At 64.6% G+C, this 17,097-nt stretch carries 15 protein-coding genes; 12 read left to right on the forward strand and 3 right to left on the reverse strand.

What is annotated here, in order from left to right:
* Positions 1–106: 106 nt before the first annotated feature.
* The 11 genes from N7607_RS05270 to N7607_RS05320 all read left to right on the forward strand — a co-directional run bounded on the left by N7607_RS05270 (position 107) and on the right by N7607_RS05320 (position 14,425).
* Positions 107–2,884, forward strand: coding sequence for an LPS-assembly protein LptD (locus N7607_RS05270; protein WP_279869101.1), 2,778 nt, complete (start codon positions 107–109; stop codon positions 2,882–2,884).
* A complete protein-coding gene (locus N7607_RS05275; RefSeq protein WP_279869102.1) occupies positions 2,859–4,157 on the forward strand; it encodes a peptidylprolyl isomerase in 1,299 nt (432 codons plus the stop codon). The genes N7607_RS05270 and N7607_RS05275 overlap by 26 nt, the downstream gene beginning before the upstream one ends.
* Before the next feature lie 112 nt (positions 4,158–4,269).
* The gene (gene pdxA, locus N7607_RS05280) at positions 4,270–5,256 is read left to right on the forward strand and encodes a 4-hydroxythreonine-4-phosphate dehydrogenase PdxA (RefSeq protein WP_279869112.1); all 987 of its coding nucleotides are present in this window, start codon (positions 4,270–4,272) and stop codon (positions 5,254–5,256) included.
* A gap of 208 nt (positions 5,257–5,464) precedes the next feature.
* Complete coding sequence (gene rsmA, locus N7607_RS05285; protein WP_279869104.1) at positions 5,465–6,277, forward strand: 16S rRNA (adenine(1518)-N(6)/adenine(1519)-N(6))-dimethyltransferase RsmA; 813 nt, start codon at positions 5,465–5,467, stop codon at positions 6,275–6,277.
* 31 nt (positions 6,278–6,308) lie between these two features.
* On the forward strand, positions 6,309–6,689 hold the full coding sequence (gene apaG, locus N7607_RS05290) for a Co2+/Mg2+ efflux protein ApaG (protein ID WP_279869106.1): 381 nt from the start codon (positions 6,309–6,311) through the stop codon (positions 6,687–6,689).
* Positions 6,689–7,513: a symmetrical bis(5'-nucleosyl)-tetraphosphatase gene (locus N7607_RS05295; protein ID WP_279869107.1), complete on the forward strand. Its 825-nt coding sequence runs from the start codon at positions 6,689–6,691 to the stop codon at positions 7,511–7,513. Before apaG ends, N7607_RS05295 begins: the two co-directional genes overlap by 1 nt.
* Positions 7,510–7,839 carry a thiosulfate sulfurtransferase GlpE gene (gene glpE, locus N7607_RS05300; protein ID WP_279869109.1) on the forward strand — a complete coding sequence of 110 codons (330 nt, stop codon included), beginning with the start codon at positions 7,510–7,512 and terminating at the stop codon, positions 7,837–7,839. Before N7607_RS05295 ends, glpE begins: the two co-directional genes overlap by 4 nt.
* A 277-nt stretch (positions 7,840–8,116) precedes the next feature.
* The gene (locus N7607_RS05305) at positions 8,117–10,039 is read left to right on the forward strand and encodes a PrkA family serine protein kinase (protein WP_279924017.1); all 1,923 of its coding nucleotides are present in this window, start codon (positions 8,117–8,119) and stop codon (positions 10,037–10,039) included.
* A 217-nt stretch (positions 10,040–10,256) separates the two neighbouring features.
* On the forward strand, positions 10,257–11,528 hold the full coding sequence (locus tag N7607_RS05310) for a YeaH/YhbH family protein (protein WP_137974812.1): 1,272 nt from the start codon (positions 10,257–10,259) through the stop codon (positions 11,526–11,528).
* A gap of 10 nt (positions 11,529–11,538) precedes the next feature.
* A complete protein-coding gene (locus tag N7607_RS05315; RefSeq protein ID WP_279869329.1) occupies positions 11,539–13,104 on the forward strand; it encodes a SpoVR family protein in 1,566 nt (521 codons plus the stop codon).
* Positions 13,105–13,192: 88 nt separating this feature from the next.
* Positions 13,193–14,425, forward strand: coding sequence for a multifunctional CCA addition/repair protein (locus tag N7607_RS05320; RefSeq protein WP_279869331.1), 1,233 nt, complete (start codon positions 13,193–13,195; stop codon positions 14,423–14,425).
* Between the two features lie 77 nt (positions 14,426–14,502).
* On the opposite strand, the gene folK is transcribed toward N7607_RS05320, so the two are convergent.
* On the reverse strand, positions 14,503–15,036 hold the full coding sequence (gene folK / locus N7607_RS05325) for a 2-amino-4-hydroxy-6-hydroxymethyldihydropteridine diphosphokinase (protein WP_279869333.1): 534 nt from the start codon (positions 15,034–15,036) through the stop codon (positions 14,503–14,505).
* A complete protein-coding gene (gene folB / locus N7607_RS05330; RefSeq protein ID WP_279869335.1) occupies positions 15,033–15,386 on the reverse strand; it encodes a dihydroneopterin aldolase in 354 nt (117 codons plus the stop codon). Before folB ends, folK begins: the two co-directional genes overlap by 4 nt.
* A 75-nt stretch (positions 15,387–15,461) precedes the next feature.
* On the opposite strand from folB, the gene plsY reads away from it, so the two are divergent.
* The gene (gene plsY / locus N7607_RS05335) at positions 15,462–16,031 is read left to right on the forward strand and encodes a glycerol-3-phosphate 1-O-acyltransferase PlsY (protein WP_279869336.1); all 570 of its coding nucleotides are present in this window, start codon (positions 15,462–15,464) and stop codon (positions 16,029–16,031) included.
* A gap of 19 nt (positions 16,032–16,050) precedes the next feature.
* Here plsY and tsaD read toward each other — a convergent pair whose 3' ends face one another.
* Positions 16,051–17,076 carry a tRNA (adenosine(37)-N6)-threonylcarbamoyltransferase complex transferase subunit TsaD gene (gene tsaD / locus N7607_RS05340; RefSeq protein ID WP_279869337.1) on the reverse strand — a complete coding sequence of 342 codons (1,026 nt, stop codon included), beginning with the start codon at positions 17,074–17,076 and terminating at the stop codon, positions 16,051–16,053.
* Positions 17,077–17,097: the final 21 nt, after the last annotated feature.

Below are 17,097 nucleotides of genomic sequence, written 5' to 3' on the forward strand. Positions count from 1 at the left end.
TAGCCGTTGCGCGGGTCATGCTTTATTATCCAGCATCTTTTTCAGCCCATCGAGAGGCGTGCGGCCCCCGCGGGTCGAAGGCGCGCAGGAAGCCCGGAAAAACAAGATGGCAGTAAAACTCCCCCTGTTCCGTAAAAAATTCCCGTTGCTGGTGACCGGCAGCCTGCTGGCTCTGCAACCTCTGGCATCGCCTTTCGCTATTGCTGCCGAGCAGTACGACTGCTCCGCCTCCGCCACCGGCGGCTGGGCCTGCTCGCCGAAGAGCAATGCCGCTGCCGCGCTGCCGCGCCCGCAGCACAGCGCCACGGCTGTCAGCTCCGGCACAGGCGCATCGGCCGATGGTCAGGCTCAAGGCGAGCAGCCGGTACTGGTCACCGAGAGCGAAGGCCGCGCCCTGAGCAGCCGCAGCGCCGACTACAGCCACCTGGACTGGGTCCCGCGCGACAAACTGAGCGCCGCCCAGCTGGCGGAAGTCGGCCCGTACTGCGAGGGTTCCTACGTCGAGCCGCTGCGCCCGGGCATGAGCGACGACACGCCGATGGACGAGGCCCCGCTGTTCGTTTCGGCCAAGGCCTCGCGCTACGAGCAGGAGAAGGAAGCCGCCACCCTCGCCGGTGATGTGGTCCTGCGCCAGTCGAGCATGCAGATCGAGGCCGAAGAGGCCACTCTGCACCAGGCCGAGAACCGCGGCGAGCTGAAAGGCAACGTGCGCATCCGTGACAACGGCATGCTGGTGGTCGGCGACCGCGCCGAGATCCAGCTGGACAACGGCGAAGCCAAGGTCGAGAACGCCGAGTACGTGATCCACAAGGGTCACGTCCGTGGTAACGCGCTCTACGCCAAGCGCGAAGAAAGCGCCGTCGTCCGTCTCAAGGACGGCACTTACACCCGCTGCGAGCCGGGCAACAATGCCTGGCACCTGAAGGGCAACAACATCAAGCTGGACCCGGCCACCGGCTTCGGTACCGCGACCAACGTGACCCTGCGGGTGAAGGACATTCCGGTCTTCTACACCCCGTACATCTACTTCCCAATCGACGATCGCCGCCAGTCCGGCTTCCTCGCGCCGGGCATCGGCTCGTCGAGCGACAACGGCTTCACCCTGTCGACGCCGTACTACTTCAACCTGGCACCGAACTACGATGCCACCCTCTACCCGACCTACATGGCCAAGCGCGGCCTGCTGATGGAGGGTGAGTTCCGCTACCTGACCAAGGGCAGCGAAGGCCAGGTCGGCGGCGCCTACCTGGACGACCAGGAAGACGAGCGCGAGCTGCAGTCGGACTACGAAGACCAGCGCTGGATGTACAACTGGCAGCACGTAGGTGGCCTGGACGAGCGCCTGCTGGCCGAGGTCGACTACACCGATATCAGCGACCCCTACTACTTCCAGGACCTGGACAGCGACCTGGAAAATCTCGAGACCCCGGACTTCCTCAATCAGCGCGGCACGCTGAGCTGGCGTGGCGATACCTTCACTGCCCGCCTCAATGCCCATGCCTATGCGCAGACCAGCGTGGTCGATGTCACGCCGTACGAGCGCCTGCCGCAACTGACCCTGGACGGCAAGCTGCCCTTCCAGCCGGGCGGAGTGAACTTCACCTACGGCACCGAGTACGTTCGCTTCGATCGTGACCTGCGCAGCGGCAACTTCATCGACGAGAATGGCAATCCGGAGCACTGGTACGACAACTACGTCAGCGGCATCGCCCGCGCCAACGGCGAGCGCATTCATCTCGAGCCAGGCGTAAGCCTGCCGCTGGAGTGGACCTGGGGCTATGTCAAACCGAGCGTCAAATACGCTTATACCCAGTACGACCTGGACCTGGACTCCATTGGCAAGGCCCAGGTTGGCGGGGACTTCGAGGACTCGCCGGACCGCAGCGTGCCGATCGCCAGCATCGACAGCGGCCTGTACTTCGACCGCAATACTCAGTGGTTCGGTACCAGCTACCGCCAGACCCTGGAACCGCGCGCCTACTACCTGTATGTGCCGGAAGAAGAGCAGGACGAGATTCCGGTCTTCGATACCGGCGAGTACAGCTTCAATTATGCCTCGCTGTTCCGCGACAACCGCTTCTCCGGTCGTGATCGCATTGGTGACGAGAACAAGCTGTCGCTGGGCGTGACCAATCGCTGGATCGAGACCAACGGCTTCGAGCGTCAACGCTTCAGCATCGGTCAGGCCATCCACTTCGCCGATCGCAAGGTGCAGATGCCGGGCATCGACTATCGCACCCGCGACGATTCCAAGTCCGATTTCTCGCCCTATGCGCTGGAGTACATGTACCGCTTCAACCGCGACTGGAACGTGACCTCGGACTTCAACTGGGACGGCGATGCGCATCGCACCCGCTCCGGCAGCCTGATGTTCCACTATCAGCCTGAGGACAACCCGAACAAGGTGATCAACGCCGGCTACCGCTATCGCGACGACACTCTGCGTTACGATCAGGCCAGCGGAACCTGGACCTACGGTAGCGACTTCGGCCTGCCCGAATACGAGACTGACGGAAATCCGAATACCACCTACATCAAGGACTACTACAAGATCCAGCAGCACGACTTCTCGGTCATCTGGCCGATCGTCTCGCAGTGGAACGTGATCGCCCGCTGGCAGCGCGACTATGCGCGCGACCGCACCCTCGAGGCCTTCGGCGGCTTCGAGTACGACAGCTGCTGCTGGAAGCTGCGCCTGATCAACCGCTACTGGATCGACTACGACGAAACCAGTCTCAACCCCGACACCAACGAAGAGCCGGATCGCGGCATCTTCCTGCAGATCGTCCTCAAGGGCCTCGGCAACGTGCTGGGCGGCAAGACTGAGAGCTTCCTCGAGCAAGGCATTCAAGGTTACCGTGAACGTGAAGAACAAGCTTTCTGATTGCCTGCGCCCGCTGTTGCTGGGCGCAGTTTTCCTCGCTTCCGCCGCACAGGCGCAGCTCCAATCCATCGATCGCGTGGTCGCCATCGTCGACAACGACGTGATCATGTACAGCCAGCTGGATCAGCGTCTGCGCGAGGTCGAGCAGACCATCGGCAAGCGCGGCGGCCAGCTGCCCCCGCAGGATGTGCTGCAACAACAGGTGCTGGAGCGCCTGATCGTCGAAAATCTGCAGCTGCAGATTGGCGACCGCTCGGGCATTCGCATCACTGACGAAGAACTGAACCAGGCCATGGAAGGGATTGCCCAGCGCAACCGCCTGAATCTGGACCAGTTCCGCGCCGCGCTGGCACGCGACGGTCTGTCCTACGACGAGGCCCGCGAACAGGTTCGTCGCGAGATGGTCATCAGCCGCGTGCGCCAGCGCCGCGTGGCCGAGCGCATCCAGGTCACCGATCAGGAGGTGCAGAACTTCCTGTCCTCGGATCTGGGCGAAATGCAGCTGTCGGAGGAATTCCGCCTGGCCAATATCCTGATCCCGGTTCAGGAAGCAGCCTCTCCGGACGAGATCCGCGCAGCCGCACAGAAGACCTCCGAGGTCTATGACAAGCTGCGCGCCGGCGCCGACTTCGCCCAGACCGCGATGTCCAGCTCCGCCAGCGAGAACGCCCTGGAAGGCGGCGAGATCGGCTGGCGCAAGGCGGCCCAGCTACCGCCGGCGTTCGCCGAGATGATTCGTACACTGTCGGTCGGCGACATCACCGAGCCGGTTCGCACTCCTGGCGGCTTCATGATCGTCAAGCTGCTGGACAAGCGCGGCGGCGACACCCAAGTGCGCGATGAGGTGCATGTGCGCCACATCCTGATCAAGCCCAACGAAGTGCGCAGCGAAGAGGAGACCCGCCGCCTGGTGGAGCGCCTGTATCAGCGCATCGTGGCCGGCGAAGACTTCGCCACCCTGGCCAAGAACTTCTCCGAAGACCCGGGCTCCGCCCTCAATGGCGGCGACCTCAACTGGATCGACCCCAATACCCTGGTCCCGGAATTCCGCGAGGTGATGGCCAAGACCCCGAGCGGCCAGCTGTCCGAGCCGTTCAAGAGCCCCTACGGCTGGCACGTGCTGGAAGTCCTCGGTCGTCGCGCCACCGACAGCAGCGAGCAGTACCGCGAGCAGCAGGCGATGAACGTCCTGCGCAACCGCAAATACGACGAGGAGTTGCAGGCCTGGCTGCGCCAGATCCGCGACGAAGCCTACGTCGAGATCAAGCTCTGATCGCCTGATCGCAGTGAAAGAGCCCGGTTCCGCCGGGCTTTTTTTCGACCCACGCTTTTGCGCGTAAAGTACTCCCCTCCGACCCGGTATTCCCACGAGGCCGACCATGACCATTCCTCGCCTGTTTGCCCTGACTCCCGGCGAGCCCGCCGGCATCGGTCCGGACCTGTGCCTGCTACTGGCGCGCGAGGTGCAGCCCGAGGCGCTGGTGGCCATCGCCAGCCGCGAGCTGCTGTCTGAGCGCGCCCAGCAGCTGGGACTGAGCATCGAGCTGATCGGCGTCGGTCCCGGCCAGTGGCCGAGTGCCCCAGCTCCGGCCGGCCGCCTGTATGTCTGGGACACGCCCCTGGCAGCACCGGTAACGGCCGGCGAACTGAACCAGGCCAATGCCGCCTATGTGCTGGAAACCCTGACCCGCGCCGGCCAGGGCTGCATCGACGGCATCTTCGCCGGGATGATCACCGCGCCCGTGCACAAGGGCGTGATCAACGAGGCCGGCATTCCCTTCTCCGGGCACACCGAGTTCCTTGCCGAACTGACTGCCACCGAGCAGGTGGTGATGATGCTGGCGACTCGCGGCCTGCGCGTGGCCCTAGTGACCACCCATCTGCCGCTCAAGGACGTCGCAGCAGCGATCACCGACGAACGCCTTGCGCGGGTCACGCGCATCCTGCATGCGGACCTGGTGGAAAAGTTCGGCATTGCCCACCCGCGCATCCTGGTCTGCGGCCTCAACCCGCATGCCGGCGAAGGCGGCCATCTGGGCCGCGAGGAGATCGAGGTGATCGAGCCGACCCTGGAGCGACTGCGCGGCGAGGGCCTGAACCTGATCGGCCCACTGCCGGCCGATACCCTGTTCACTCCCAAGCATCTGGACCACTGCGATGCGGTGCTGGCCATGTACCACGACCAGGGACTGCCGGTGCTCAAATACAAGGGCTTCGGCGCGGCGGTCAATGTCACTCTGGGCCTGCCGATCATCCGCACCTCGGTCGACCATGGCACCGCCCTGGACCTGGCCGGTAGTGGCAAAATCGATACCGGCAGCCTGCAGGTTGCACTGGAAACCGCCTACCAGATGGCCGCCGCACGCCGCTGACGCTCGGCTGCGCGTCGGAAAAACTGCGTTGAGAACGGCTTCGGCATGCTCATTTACTCTCGGCAAACTCCGCTGCCTCAGCCGCTTTCGCCTCGTTTTTCTCTAGCTCGCGCGAGCTTAGACGCTTAGAGCCTGGCCGCTTGGCTGCTAAACTGCCGCTCTTTGCATTGCGCTTTGAGCTTGTGGCTTGAAGCTTGGAGCCGTACCGATGTCCGAATACCAACACCGCGCGCGCAAGCGCTTCGGCCAGAATTTCCTGCACGACGCGGGTGTGATTCACCGCATCCTGCGCGCCATCCATGCCAAAGAAGGCGAGCGCCTGCTGGAAATCGGCCCGGGCCAGGGTGCCCTCACCGAGGGCCTGCTGGGCAGCGGCGCGCAGCTCGACGTGATCGAACTTGACCTCGACCTGATCCCCATCCTGCAAGGCAAGTTCGGCGACAACCCGCGCTTCAGGCTGAACCAGGGAGACGCGCTGAAGTTCGACTTCACCCGCCTGGATGCCGCGCCGCACAGCCTGCGGGTGGTCGGCAACCTGCCGTACAACATCTCCACCCCGCTGATCTTCCACCTGCTGGACAACGCCCCGCTGATCCGCGACATGCACTTCATGCTGCAGAAGGAAGTGGTCGAGCGTCTGGCCGCCGAACCGGGCGGTGGCGACTGGGGCCGGCTGTCGATCATGGTCCAGTACCACTGCCGCGTGGAGCACCTGTTCAACGTCGGCCCCGGCGCCTTCAATCCGCCGCCCAAGGTCGACTCGGCCATCGTCCGCCTGGTGCCGCACGAGACCCTGCCGCACCCGGCCAAGGACCACCGCCTGCTCGAGCGGGTGGTGCGCGAGGCCTTCAATATGCGCCGCAAGACCCTGCGCAACACTCTCAAGCAACTGCTGCCGAACGAGGCCATCGAGGCCGCCGGCGTGGACGGCGGGTTGCGCCCGGAACAGCTGGACCTGGCCGCCTTTGTGCGCCTGGCCGATCAGCTGGCCGACCGCCAGGCCACCGGCCAAGCGGACTAAACTGCCCTTTCAGCCTGCCGAGTTTCTCCAGATGGCCGACCCGCGTTATCAGATCGACGTCAGCGTCGAGACCCGCTACCTGCCGGAGCAATCGACTCCGGAGCAGAACCGCTATGCCTTCGCCTACACCGTCACCCTGCACAACGGCGGCACCGAGGCGGCCAAGCTGCTCAGCCGGCACTGGATCATCACCGACGGCGACGGCCGCGTGCAGGAAGTCCGCGGCGCCGGCGTGATCGGCCAGCAGCCACGCCTGGAGCCGGGCCAGAGCCACACCTACAGCAGCGGTACGGTGATGGCGACCAAGGTCGGCAATATGCATGGCAGCTACCAGATGGTCGCCGACGACGGTAAACGCTTCGACGCGCCCATCGCCCCGTTCCGCCTGGCCATGCCGGGAGCCCTGCACTGATGGCCACTTATGCGGTGGGCGACCTGCAGGGCTGCCTGCAGCCGCTCAAGTGCCTGCTCGAACGGGTCGCCTTCGACCCAAGCCGGGACAAACTGTGGCTGGTCGGCGACCTGGTCAACCGCGGCCCCGAATCCCTGGAGACCCTGCGCTTCCTCTACTCGATCCGCGAGTCGCTGGTCTGCGTACTGGGCAACCACGACCTGCACCTGCTGGCCGCCGCACACAACATCGAGCGCCTGAAGAAGAACGACACCCTGCAGGAAATCCTCGACGCCCCGGACCGCAAGGACCTGCTCGAATGGCTGCGCCGGCAGAAGCTGCTGCATCATGACGAGCAACGCGACATCGCCATGGTGCACGCCGGCATCCCGCCGCAGTGGACGCTGAAGAAGGCACTCAAGCGCGCCGCCGAAGTCGAAGAAGTGCTGCTCGACGATGCCCGCCTGCCGCTGTTCCTCGACGGCATGTACGGCAACGAGCCGGCCAAGTGGGACAGCGACCTGCACGGCGTGGCTCGCCTGCGGGTGATCACCAACTACTTCACCCGCATGCGTTTCTGCACCGAGGACGGCACCCTCGACCTGAAGAGCAAAGAAGGCGTGGACACCGCACCACCCGGCTACGCCCCCTGGTTCAGCTGGCCCGCACGCAAGACCCGCGGCCAGAAGATCATCTTCGGCCACTGGGCGGCGCTGGAGGGCAATTGCGACGAGCCCGGCCTCTCGGCCCTGGACAGCGGCTGCGTGTGGGGCGGCGCCATGACCCTGATGAATATCGACAGCGGCGAGAAATTCCGCTGCGACTGCAAGGAGACTCCCGCATGAGCGACTTCAAACGCATCCCCCCCGAGCAGGCCCAGGCTCTGCGCGAGCAAGGCGCCGTGGTGGTGGACATTCGCGACCCGCAGAGCTTCGCCAACGGCCATATCCGCGGCTCGCGCCACCTGGACAACCACAGCCTGGCGGACTTTATCGCCAAGGCCGACTTTGATGCGCCGCTGATCGTCTCCTGCTACCACGGCAACTCCAGCCAGAGCGCCGCCGCCTACCTGGCGCACCAAGGCTTCGCCGAGGTCTACAGCCTGGATGGCGGCTTCGAGCTGTGGCGTAGCCAGTATCCAGATCAGGTCTCCAGCGGCGACGCCGAGTAATTTTTTTCTGCGCGGCGCAAAGCCGCGCCATCCGCTGCCTACAGTCGACTTACCGACGAGCGGTTACGTCTTGTCACCATCTCTACACGCTTGACGCCGCCGAAAGCGAACTACGCTTAGGGCGAGGCCATCCAGAAGGAAGAGCCGGCACACCGGTTCCGGGCCATCGGTAGCGTCTTTATGGTGTCAGGGGGATTTGCAACGGCGAGCAGCCGTCCTCCCACGCACCCGCCCGAATGACCCGCCCCGGCTCCACGCAAGCGAGCGAGGTGCAGTCATGAGTATATTCAGCCACTTCCAGCAACGATTCGAGGCGACTCGGCAGGAAGAATATTCCCTGCAGGAATATCTGGAGCTGTGCAAAACGGACCCCAGCGCCTATGCCACCGCGGCCGAACGCATGCTGATGGCGATTGGCTCGCCCGAGCTGCTGGACACCTCGGTCGACCCACGGCTGTCGCGGATCTTCTCCAACAAGGTGATCCGCCGTTACCCGGCCTTCGCCGATTTCCATGGCATGGAAGAGTGCATCGACCAGATCGTCTCCTACTTCCGCCATGCCGCTCAGGGCCTGGAGGAAAAGAAGCAGATTCTCTATCTGCTGGGCCCGGTGGGCGGCGGCAAGTCCTCCCTGGCCGAGAAGCTCAAGCAGCTGATGGAACACATCCCCTTCTACGCCATCAAGGGTTCGCCGGTGTTCGAGTCGCCGCTCGGCCTGTTCAACCCCGACGAGGACGGCAAGATCCTCGAAGAGGAGTACGGCATTCCACAGCGCTACCTGCGCACGGTGATCTCGCCCTGGGCCAGCAAGCGGCTCAACGAATTCGGCGGCGACATCAGCAAGTTCCGCGTGGTCAAGCTGCACCCCTCGATTCTCAATCAGATCGCCATCGCCAAGACCGAGCCAGGTGACGAGAACAACCAGGACATCTCCGCTCTGGTGGGCAAGGTGGATATCCGCAAGCTGGAGGAATTCCCGCAGAACGACGCCGACGCCTACAGCTACTCGGGCGCCCTGTGCCGGGCCAACCAGGGCCTGATGGAGTTCGTCGAGATGTTCAAGGCGCCGATCAAGGTGCTGCACCCGCTGCTGACCGCCACCCAGGAGGGCAACTACAACAGCACCGAGGGCCTCGGCGGCCTGCCCTACAGCGGCATCATCCTGGCCCACTCCAACGAGTCCGAGTGGCACAGCTTCCGCAACAACAAGAACAACGAGGCGTTCATCGACCGCATCTACATCGTCAAGGTGCCGTACTGCCTGCGCGTCACCGACGAGGTACGCATCTACGACAAGCTGCTGATCAACAGCTCCCTGGCCAACGCCCACTGCGCGCCGGACACCCTGAAGATGCTCGCCCAGTTCTCCACCCTGTCGCGCCTGAAGGAGCCGGAAAACTCCAACATCTACTCGAAAATGCGCGTGTACGACGGCGAGAACCTCAAGGACACCGACCCCAAGGCCAAGTCGATCCAGGAATACCGCGACTCCGCCGGCGTCGACGAAGGCATGGCCGGGCTGTCGACCCGCTTCGCCTTCAAGATCCTGTCCAAGGTCTTCAACTTCGACCCGCACGAGATCGCCGCCAACCCGGTGCACCTGCTCTATGTGCTGGAACAACAGATCGAGCAGGAACAGTTCCCCGCCGAGATGCGCGAGCGCTACCTGCGCTACATCAAGGAATACCTGGCACCGCGCTATATCGAGTTCATCGGCAAGGAGATCCAGACCGCCTACCTGGAGTCCTACAGCGAATACGGCCAGAACATCTTCGACCGCTACGTGCTGTACGCCGACTTCTGGATCCAGGACCAGGAATACCGCGACCCGGAGACCGGCGAGATTCTCAACCGCGTGGCGCTCAACGAGGAGCTGGAGAAGATCGAGAAGCCGGCCGGCATCAGCAACCCGAAGGACTTCCGCAACGAGATCGTCAACTTCGTGCTGCGCGCCCGCGCCAACAACAACGGCAAGAACCCCACCTGGCTCAGCTACGAGAAGCTGCGCGTGGTGATCGAGAAGAAGATGTTCTCCAACACCGAGGATCTGCTGCCGGTCATCAGCTTCAACGCCAAGGCCAGCAAGGAGGACCAACAGAAGCACAACGACTTCGTCACTCGTATGGTCGAACGTGGCTACACCGAGAAGCAGGTGCGCCTGCTGTCCGAGTGGTACCTGCGGGTTCGCAAGTCGCAGTAACCCGCCGTCGGCGCGCCGCCCCAGGCGGCGCCGACTGCCGTGCGCCCCTGGGAGCACGCGCCACGAACCTGCTCATAGGCTAGCGAGCTAGAGCCAAAGGGTGGAGAAAGGTGTTGAGGAAGCGCAGTTTACAGGTGGTAAATGAGCATTCCGAAGCAGCTTTCGACGCCCTTTGGCCGACGCGCAGCAGGCTATGAACAGGCTCTAAGGAGACGTCATGAGCTATGTGATAGACCGGCGCCTGAACGGCAAGAACAAGAGCACGGTGAACCGCCAGCGCTTCCTGCGGCGTTACCGTGAACACATCAAGAAGGCCGTCGAGGAGGCGGTCAGCCGGCGCTCCATCACCGACATGGAGCACGGCGAGCAGATCAGCATTCCCGGCCGCGACATCGACGAGCCGGTGCTGCACCACGGCCGTGGCGGCCGGCAGAACGTCGTGCACCCGGGCAACAAGGAGTTCAGCGCTGGCGACCATGTGCCGCGCCCCTCCGGCGGTGGCGGCGGACGCGGGCCGGGCAAGGCGAGCAACTCCGGCGAAGGCATGGACGAGTTCGTGTTCCAGATCACCCAGGAGGAATTCCTCGACTTCATGTTCGAGGACCTGGAGCTGCCCAACCTGATCAAGCGCCACCTGACCGGCACCGACACCTTCAAGACGGTGCGCGCCGGCATCAGCAACGAGGGCAATCCCTCGCGCATCAATATCGTCCGCACTCTGCGCTCGGCCCATGCCCGGCGCATTGCCCTGTCCGGCTCCAGCCGCGGCAAGCTGCGCGAAGCCAAGGCGGAACTGGAGCGGCTCAGGCGCGAGGAGCCGGACAACTTCGGCGACATCCAGGAGATCGAGGCGGAGATCGAGCGCCTCAGCGCGCGCATCCACCGCATCCCCTTCCTGGACACCTTCGACCTCAAGTACAACCTACTGGTCAAGCAGCCCAACCCCAGCTCCAAGGCGGTGATGTTCTGCCTGATGGACGTGTCCGGCTCCATGACCCAGGCCACCAAGGACATCGCCAAGCGCTTCTTCATCCTCCTGTACCTGTTCCTGAAACGGAACTACGAGCGCATCGAGGTGGTGTTCATCCGCCACCACACCAGCGCCAAGGAAGTGGACGAGGAGGAGTTCTTCTACTCGCGCGAAACCGGCGGCACCATCGTTTCCAGCGCCCTCAAGCTGATGCAGGAGATCATGGTCGAGCGCTACCCGACCAACGAGTGGAACATCTACGGCGCCCAGGCCTCGGATGGGGACAACTGGAACGACGACTCGCCGGTGTGCCGCGACATCCTGATCAACCAGATCATGCCGTTCATGCAGTACTTCACCTACGTCGAGATCACCCCGCGCGAGCACCAGGCGCTGTGGTACGAGTACGAACAGGTCAGCGAGACCTTCGCCAATTCGTTCGCCCAGCAGCAGCTGGTTTCCGCCGCGGACATCTACCCGGTGTTCCGCGAGCTGTTCCAGCGCCGCATGGTCACCTGAGGGCCGCCCCATGAGCGCAGCCGAGAAAAGACGCCAACCGCTGTCCACCGGCTCGGAATGGACCTTCGAGCTGATCCGCGCCTACGATCGCGAGATCGCGCGCATCGCCGAGCGCTATGCGCTGGACACCTACCCCAACCAGATCGAGGTGATCACCGCCGAGCAGATGATGGATGCCTACGCCTCGGTCGGCATGCCGCTGGGTTATCACCACTGGTCCTACGGCAAGCACTTCCTGGCCACCGAGAAGGGCTACTCTCGCGGACAGATGGGCCTGGCCTACGAGATCGTGATCAATTCCGATCCGTGCATCGCCTATCTGATGGAAGAGAACACCATGTGCATGCAGACACTGGTGATCGCCCACGCCTGCTATGGCCACAACAGCTTCTTCAAGGGCAACTACCTGTTCCGCACCTGGACCGACGCCAGTTCGATCATCGACTACCTGGTGTTCGCCAAGCAGTACATCATGCAGTGCGAGGAGCGCCACGGCATCGACGCGGTGGAGGAACTGCTCGACTCCTGCCATGCCCTGATGAACTATGGCGTGGACCGCTACAAGCGCCCCTACCCGATCTCCGCCGAAGAAGAACGGCGCCGGCAGAAGGACCGCGAAGAGCACCTGCAGAAGCAGATCAACGATCTCTGGCGCACCATTCCCAAGAGCTCGCGCAAGGGCCACGACCACGACAGCAAGCGCTGGCCGGACGAGCCGCAGGAAAACATCCTGTACTTCCTGGAGAAGCACGCGCCGCTGCTGGAGCCCTGGCAGCGCGAGGTGGTGCGCATCGTGCGCAAGATCGCCCAGTACTTCTATCCGCAGCGCCAGACCCAGGTGATGAACGAGGGCTGGGCCACCTTCTGGCACTACACCCTGATGAACGACCTGTACGACGAGGGCTTGGTCACCGAAGGCTTCATGATGGAGTTCCTGCAGTCGCACACCGGCGTGGTCTACCAGCCCGGCTTCGACAGCCCCTACTACAGCGGCATCAACCCCTACACCCTGGGCTTCGCCATCTACTGCGACATCCGCCGCATCTGCGAAAAACCCACCGAGGAGGACAAACGCTGGTTCCCGGACATCGCCGGCAGCGACTGGCTGTCCACCCTCAAGTTCGCCATGGCCAACTTCAAGGACGAGAGCTTCATCCTGCAGTTCCTCTCGCCCAAGGTGATCCGCGACCTCAAGCTGTTCAGCGTGCTCGACGACGACCAGCAGGAAGACCTGCTGATCCCGGCCATCCACGACGAGCCCGGCTACCGGCAGATCCGCGAGACCCTGGCCGCCCAGTACAACCTGGGCAACCGCGAGCCCAACGTGCAGATCTTCAGCGTCGACCGCCGTGGCGACCGCTCACTGACCCTGCGCCACCAGCAGCACGACCGCAAGCCGCTGGGTGAGTCCACCCAGGAGGTGCTCAAGCACCTGCACCGCCTGTGGGGCTTCGACATTCACCTGGAGAGCATGCGCGGAGATCAGGTGGTCGGCGTGCAGCACGTTCCCCCCAGGGGCGAATCGAGCGACGACAACGAATACCCACGCCTGGACCTGGTGATACCTCCGATTTAACTCCCTCTTCCCCTGGGAGAGGGCCGGGGTGAGGGACACGCTGTCCGGCCTTTTCGCTTATCCTCCGCCACAACGGAGGAATTTATTCATGCAGATCTACAAGGTTGGCGGCGCCGTGCGCGACCGCCTGCTCGGCCGCGACGTCAGCGACACCGACTGGGTGGTGGTGGGTGCCACCGCCGAGGCCATGCAGGCCCAGGGCTTTCGCCCGGTGGGCGCCGATTTTCCGGTGTTCCTCCACCCGCAGACTGGTGAGGAATACGCCCTCGCCCGCACCGAGCGCAAATCCGGCCAGGGTTACGGCGGCTTCACCTTCCACGCCAGCCCGGACGTCACCCTCGAAGAAGACCTGACCCGCCGCGACCTGACCATCAACGCCATGGCCGAGGACGATGACGGCCAGGTGATCGACCCCTACGGCGGCCTGCAGGATCTCGAAGACCGCCTGTTGCGTCATGTCTCCCCGGCCTTCGCCGAGGACCCGCTGCGGGTACTGCGCGTGGCTCGCTTCGCCGCCCGCTATGCACCGCTGGGCTTCCGCGTGGCCGACGAGACCCAGGCGCTGATGCGCCGGCTGGCCGAGTCCGGCGAGCTCAAGGCGCTGACGCCCGAGCGCAGCTGGAAGGAAATCTCCCGCGCCTTGATGGAGCCGCGGCCGGACGTGTTCATCCAAGTGCTGCGCGACTGCGGCGCGCTGGTCGAGCTGCTGCCGGAGGTCGACGCGCTGTTCGGCGTGCCGCAGCCCGAGGCCCATCATCCGGAAGTGGATACCGGCGTGCATTGCCTGATGGTGCTGCAGCAATGCGCCAAGCACGAACAGCCGCTGACCGTGCGCTGGGCCTGCCTGCTGCATGACCTGGGCAAGGGCCGTACCCCGCAGGAGGAGTGGCCGCGACATATCGCCCATGAGCATCGCGGCCTCAAGCTGATCGCCGCGGTAAACCGACGCTGCAAGGTGCCCAAGGACTGCGCCGAGCTGGCCCTGCTGGTCGGCGAGTACCACACCCATGGCCACCGCGCCCTGGAGCTGCGCGCCAACACCCTGCTGGAGCTGCTGCAAAGCTTCGACGTTTATCGCCGACCGCAGCGCTTCGAGGAGTTCCTCGCCGCCTGCGAGATGGACGCCCGCGGACGCCTGGGCCTGGAGCAGCGCGACTATCCGCAATCCGCCTACCTGCGTGGCGCCATGCGGGCCGCCCGCGCGGTGGCGGTGCAGCCGCTGGTGGAACGAGGCTTCAAGGGGGCGGAACTGGGTGAGGCGCTCAAGGGCGAGCGCCTGAAGGCGCTCAAGGCCTACAAGGCAAGCACGCAGCCAACGTAGGAGCGAGCTCTGCTCGCGAAGCTCTCGCGCTGTCGAGCTGTCGCGTGCGCGAGCAGATGACTAGGCGCCCCTCGCTCCTACACGGGCGCCGGGTAAGCCTGCAACAACTCCGCAGGCGTCAGCTCAACGCCGCGCCACCGGAAGGACACCGGCCACAGCTGCTGGTCGATCTGCGCTTCGCCCCACAACTCGACCAGCGGCCTGCCGATCACGGGGTGGATTTCCTGCGGTGCCAGCAGGGCAAGCGGCCAGAGTACGAAGGCGTTCTTCAGGATTTCCGCCCGCGGCAACACCAGGCCGTCGAAGTTACCCGCCAGGCCGTCATACAGCAGTACGTCGATGTCCAGCGGCAGGCCCTTGCGCTCGGGGGCGTAGCGGCCGTTGTCGGCCTCGATGAACTTGAGCCGGCGATCCAGCTCGTGCAGCGGCAAGTCGGTGTGCGCACTGACCACCAGGTTGTAGAAGTTGCCGCTCTTGATCCCCACCGGGCGGCTCTCGAACACCGGCGAGCAGCGCAGCTCGCCGAGCAGCGCGCCCAGGGCATCGAGTCCGGCCGTCAGCAGGCGCTCGCGATCGATATTGCTGCCGAGCCCCAGAAAGACTTGAGTCATACGCGATTACGCTCGATTTCCACACCCACTGCGCGAGCGGCCGGGTTGGCACCGGGCTTGGTCACCTTGAGGCGCAGCCAGGGCGCGCCGAACTGCGCCAACAGGCTCTCGGCCAGGCGCTCGGCGAAGGTCTCCACCAGCTCGAACTGGGCGGCGCCGGCGAATGCCTGCACATGCTGATTGACCGCGGCGTAGTCGAGGGCCTTGCTCAGGTCGTCAGTGGCGGCGGCCGGGCGAATATCCCAGGCGAACGTCAGGTCCAGCAGCAGGCATTGGCGAATGCCGCGCTCCCAGTCGTAGGCCCCGATCAGGGTGTCGACTTCCAGACCTTCGATGAAAACCTTGTCCAAACCTCGTCTCCGCTGCACGACAAGACCCTTGTCCCGCCGCTAGAATCGGGGCTCTCTCGCCCCGGAATGGATACCATGCTCTGGCTGCTGGCACTGCTCGCCTATCTGCTCGGCTCGCTGTCCTTCGCCATCCTGCTCAGCCGCCTGAGCGGCGGGCCGGACCCTCGCGCCAGCGGCTCGGGCAACCCCGGCGCCACCAACATGCTACGGGTGGCCGGCAAGAAACTGGCCGTACTCACGCTGCTCGGCGATCTGCTCAAGGGCCTGCTGCCGGTGCTGGTCGCCTACCTGCTCGGCCTCGACATCCAGCAACAGGCCTGGGTCGGCCTGGCTGCCGTGGTCGGCCACCTCTACCCGCTGTACTTCCGCTTCAAGGGCGGCAAGGGTGTCGCCACCGCCGCCGGCATGCTGCTTGGCCTGTATCCGCCGGCGGCCCTGCTGGCCCTCGCCGCCTGGGCGCTGACCTTCTATCTCACCCGCACCAGCTCGCTGGCCTCGCTGATCGCCACGCCGCTGATCCTGCCACTGCTGGCCTGGCAGCAACCGGCAGCGCTGCTCCCCATGTGCGTACTGACCGGGCTGATCGTCTGGCGCCATCGCGGCAATCTACGCGACCTGCTGGCCGGACGCGAACGGCATTTCTAATAGCGGGCCTGAGCCCGGCTCATATGGCCGGCAGCTGCTCCATCGGCCAGCGTGCCTGCACCTTAATCTCCGGCCCCTCGTGCTGGCCGGCCAGCAGACGCTGGCAGCCGGCGTAGGCGATCATTGCGCCATTGTCGGTGCAGAAGCGCGGACGGGCGTAGAACACCTTGCCCTTGAGCCCGGCCAGCATGTTTTCCAGAGACTTGCGCAGCGCCTGGTTGGCACTCACACCGCCGGCAATCACCAGGCTGTTGAGCCCGGTCTGCTTGAGCGCGCGCTTGCACTTGATGGTCAGGGTATCGACTACCGCCTCCTGGAATGCCAGGGACACATCGGCGCGGGTCTGCTCGCTGGCATCGCCGGCGTCGCGGCACTGCTGCCAGGTGTTGAGGGTGAAGGTCTTCAGGCCGCTGAAACTGAAATCCAGGCCGGGCCTGTCGGTCATCGGCCGCGGGAAGGTGAAACGCCCCGGCGTACCGCTTGCCGCCAGACGGGCGATTTCCGGGCCGCCAGGATAATTCAGGCCCATCAGCTTGGCGGTCTTGTCGAAGGCCTCGCCGGCGGCGTCGTCCACCGACTCGCCAAGCAGTTGATAACGGCCGATGCCGTCGACCCGCACCAGCTGGGTATGCCCCCCGGAAACGAGCAAGGCGACGAACGGAAATGCTGGCGGCTGCTCTTCCAGCATCGGCGCCAGCAGATGACCTTCCATATGGTGCACGCCCACCGCCGGAATGCCCCAGGCGAACGCCAGGGCCTGGGCGCAGGAGGCACCGACCAGCAGCGCCCCGACCAGGCCGGGGCCGGAGGTATAGGCGATGGCCTCGATCTGCACGGCCTCGACGCCCGCCTCGCCCAGTACCTGGCGAATCAGCGGCAGCATGCGCTTGACGTGGTCGCGCGAAGCCAGCTCCGGCACCACGCCGCCATAGACGCGATGCAGGTCGATCTGGCTGAACAGCGCATCGGCCAGCAGACCGCGCTCGCTGTCGTAGAGGGCGACGCCGGTTTCGTCGCAGGAGGTTTCCAGTCCCAGCACTAGCATGGGTTCGAACCTTCAAAACTG

The organism is Pseudomonas sp. GD04019 (assembly GCF_029837695.1).
GTDB lineage: Bacteria > Pseudomonadota > Gammaproteobacteria > Pseudomonadales > Pseudomonadaceae > Aquipseudomonas.

Excerpts from the sequence above, each read along its gene's own strand:
- folK (WP_279869333.1), bottom strand. The coding sequence starts at position 15,036 with ATGACTCAAGTCTTTCTGGGGCTCGGCAGCAATATCGATCGCGAGCGC.
- N7607_RS05305 (WP_279924017.1), top strand. The coding sequence starts at position 8,117 with ATGAGTATATTCAGCCACTTCCAGCAACGATTCGAGGCGACTCGGCAG.
- N7607_RS05320 (WP_279869331.1), top strand. The coding sequence starts at position 13,193 with ATGCAGATCTACAAGGTTGGCGGCGCCGTGCGCGACCGCCTGCTCGGC.
- tsaD (WP_279869337.1), bottom strand. The coding sequence starts at position 17,076 with ATGCTAGTGCTGGGACTGGAAACCTCCTGCGACGAAACCGGCGTCGCC.
- N7607_RS05315 (WP_279869329.1), top strand. The coding sequence starts at position 11,539 with ATGAGCGCAGCCGAGAAAAGACGCCAACCGCTGTCCACCGGCTCGGAA.
- plsY (WP_279869336.1), top strand. The coding sequence starts at position 15,462 with ATGCTCTGGCTGCTGGCACTGCTCGCCTATCTGCTCGGCTCGCTGTCC.
- glpE (WP_279869109.1), top strand. The coding sequence starts at position 7,510 with ATGAGCGACTTCAAACGCATCCCCCCCGAGCAGGCCCAGGCTCTGCGC.
- apaG (WP_279869106.1), top strand. The coding sequence starts at position 6,309 with ATGGCCGACCCGCGTTATCAGATCGACGTCAGCGTCGAGACCCGCTAC.
- N7607_RS05295 (WP_279869107.1), top strand. The coding sequence starts at position 6,689 with ATGGCCACTTATGCGGTGGGCGACCTGCAGGGCTGCCTGCAGCCGCTC.
- rsmA (WP_279869104.1), top strand. The coding sequence starts at position 5,465 with ATGTCCGAATACCAACACCGCGCGCGCAAGCGCTTCGGCCAGAATTTC.
- N7607_RS05310 (WP_137974812.1), top strand. The coding sequence starts at position 10,257 with ATGAGCTATGTGATAGACCGGCGCCTGAACGGCAAGAACAAGAGCACG.
- N7607_RS05270 (WP_279869101.1), top strand. The coding sequence starts at position 107 with ATGGCAGTAAAACTCCCCCTGTTCCGTAAAAAATTCCCGTTGCTGGTG.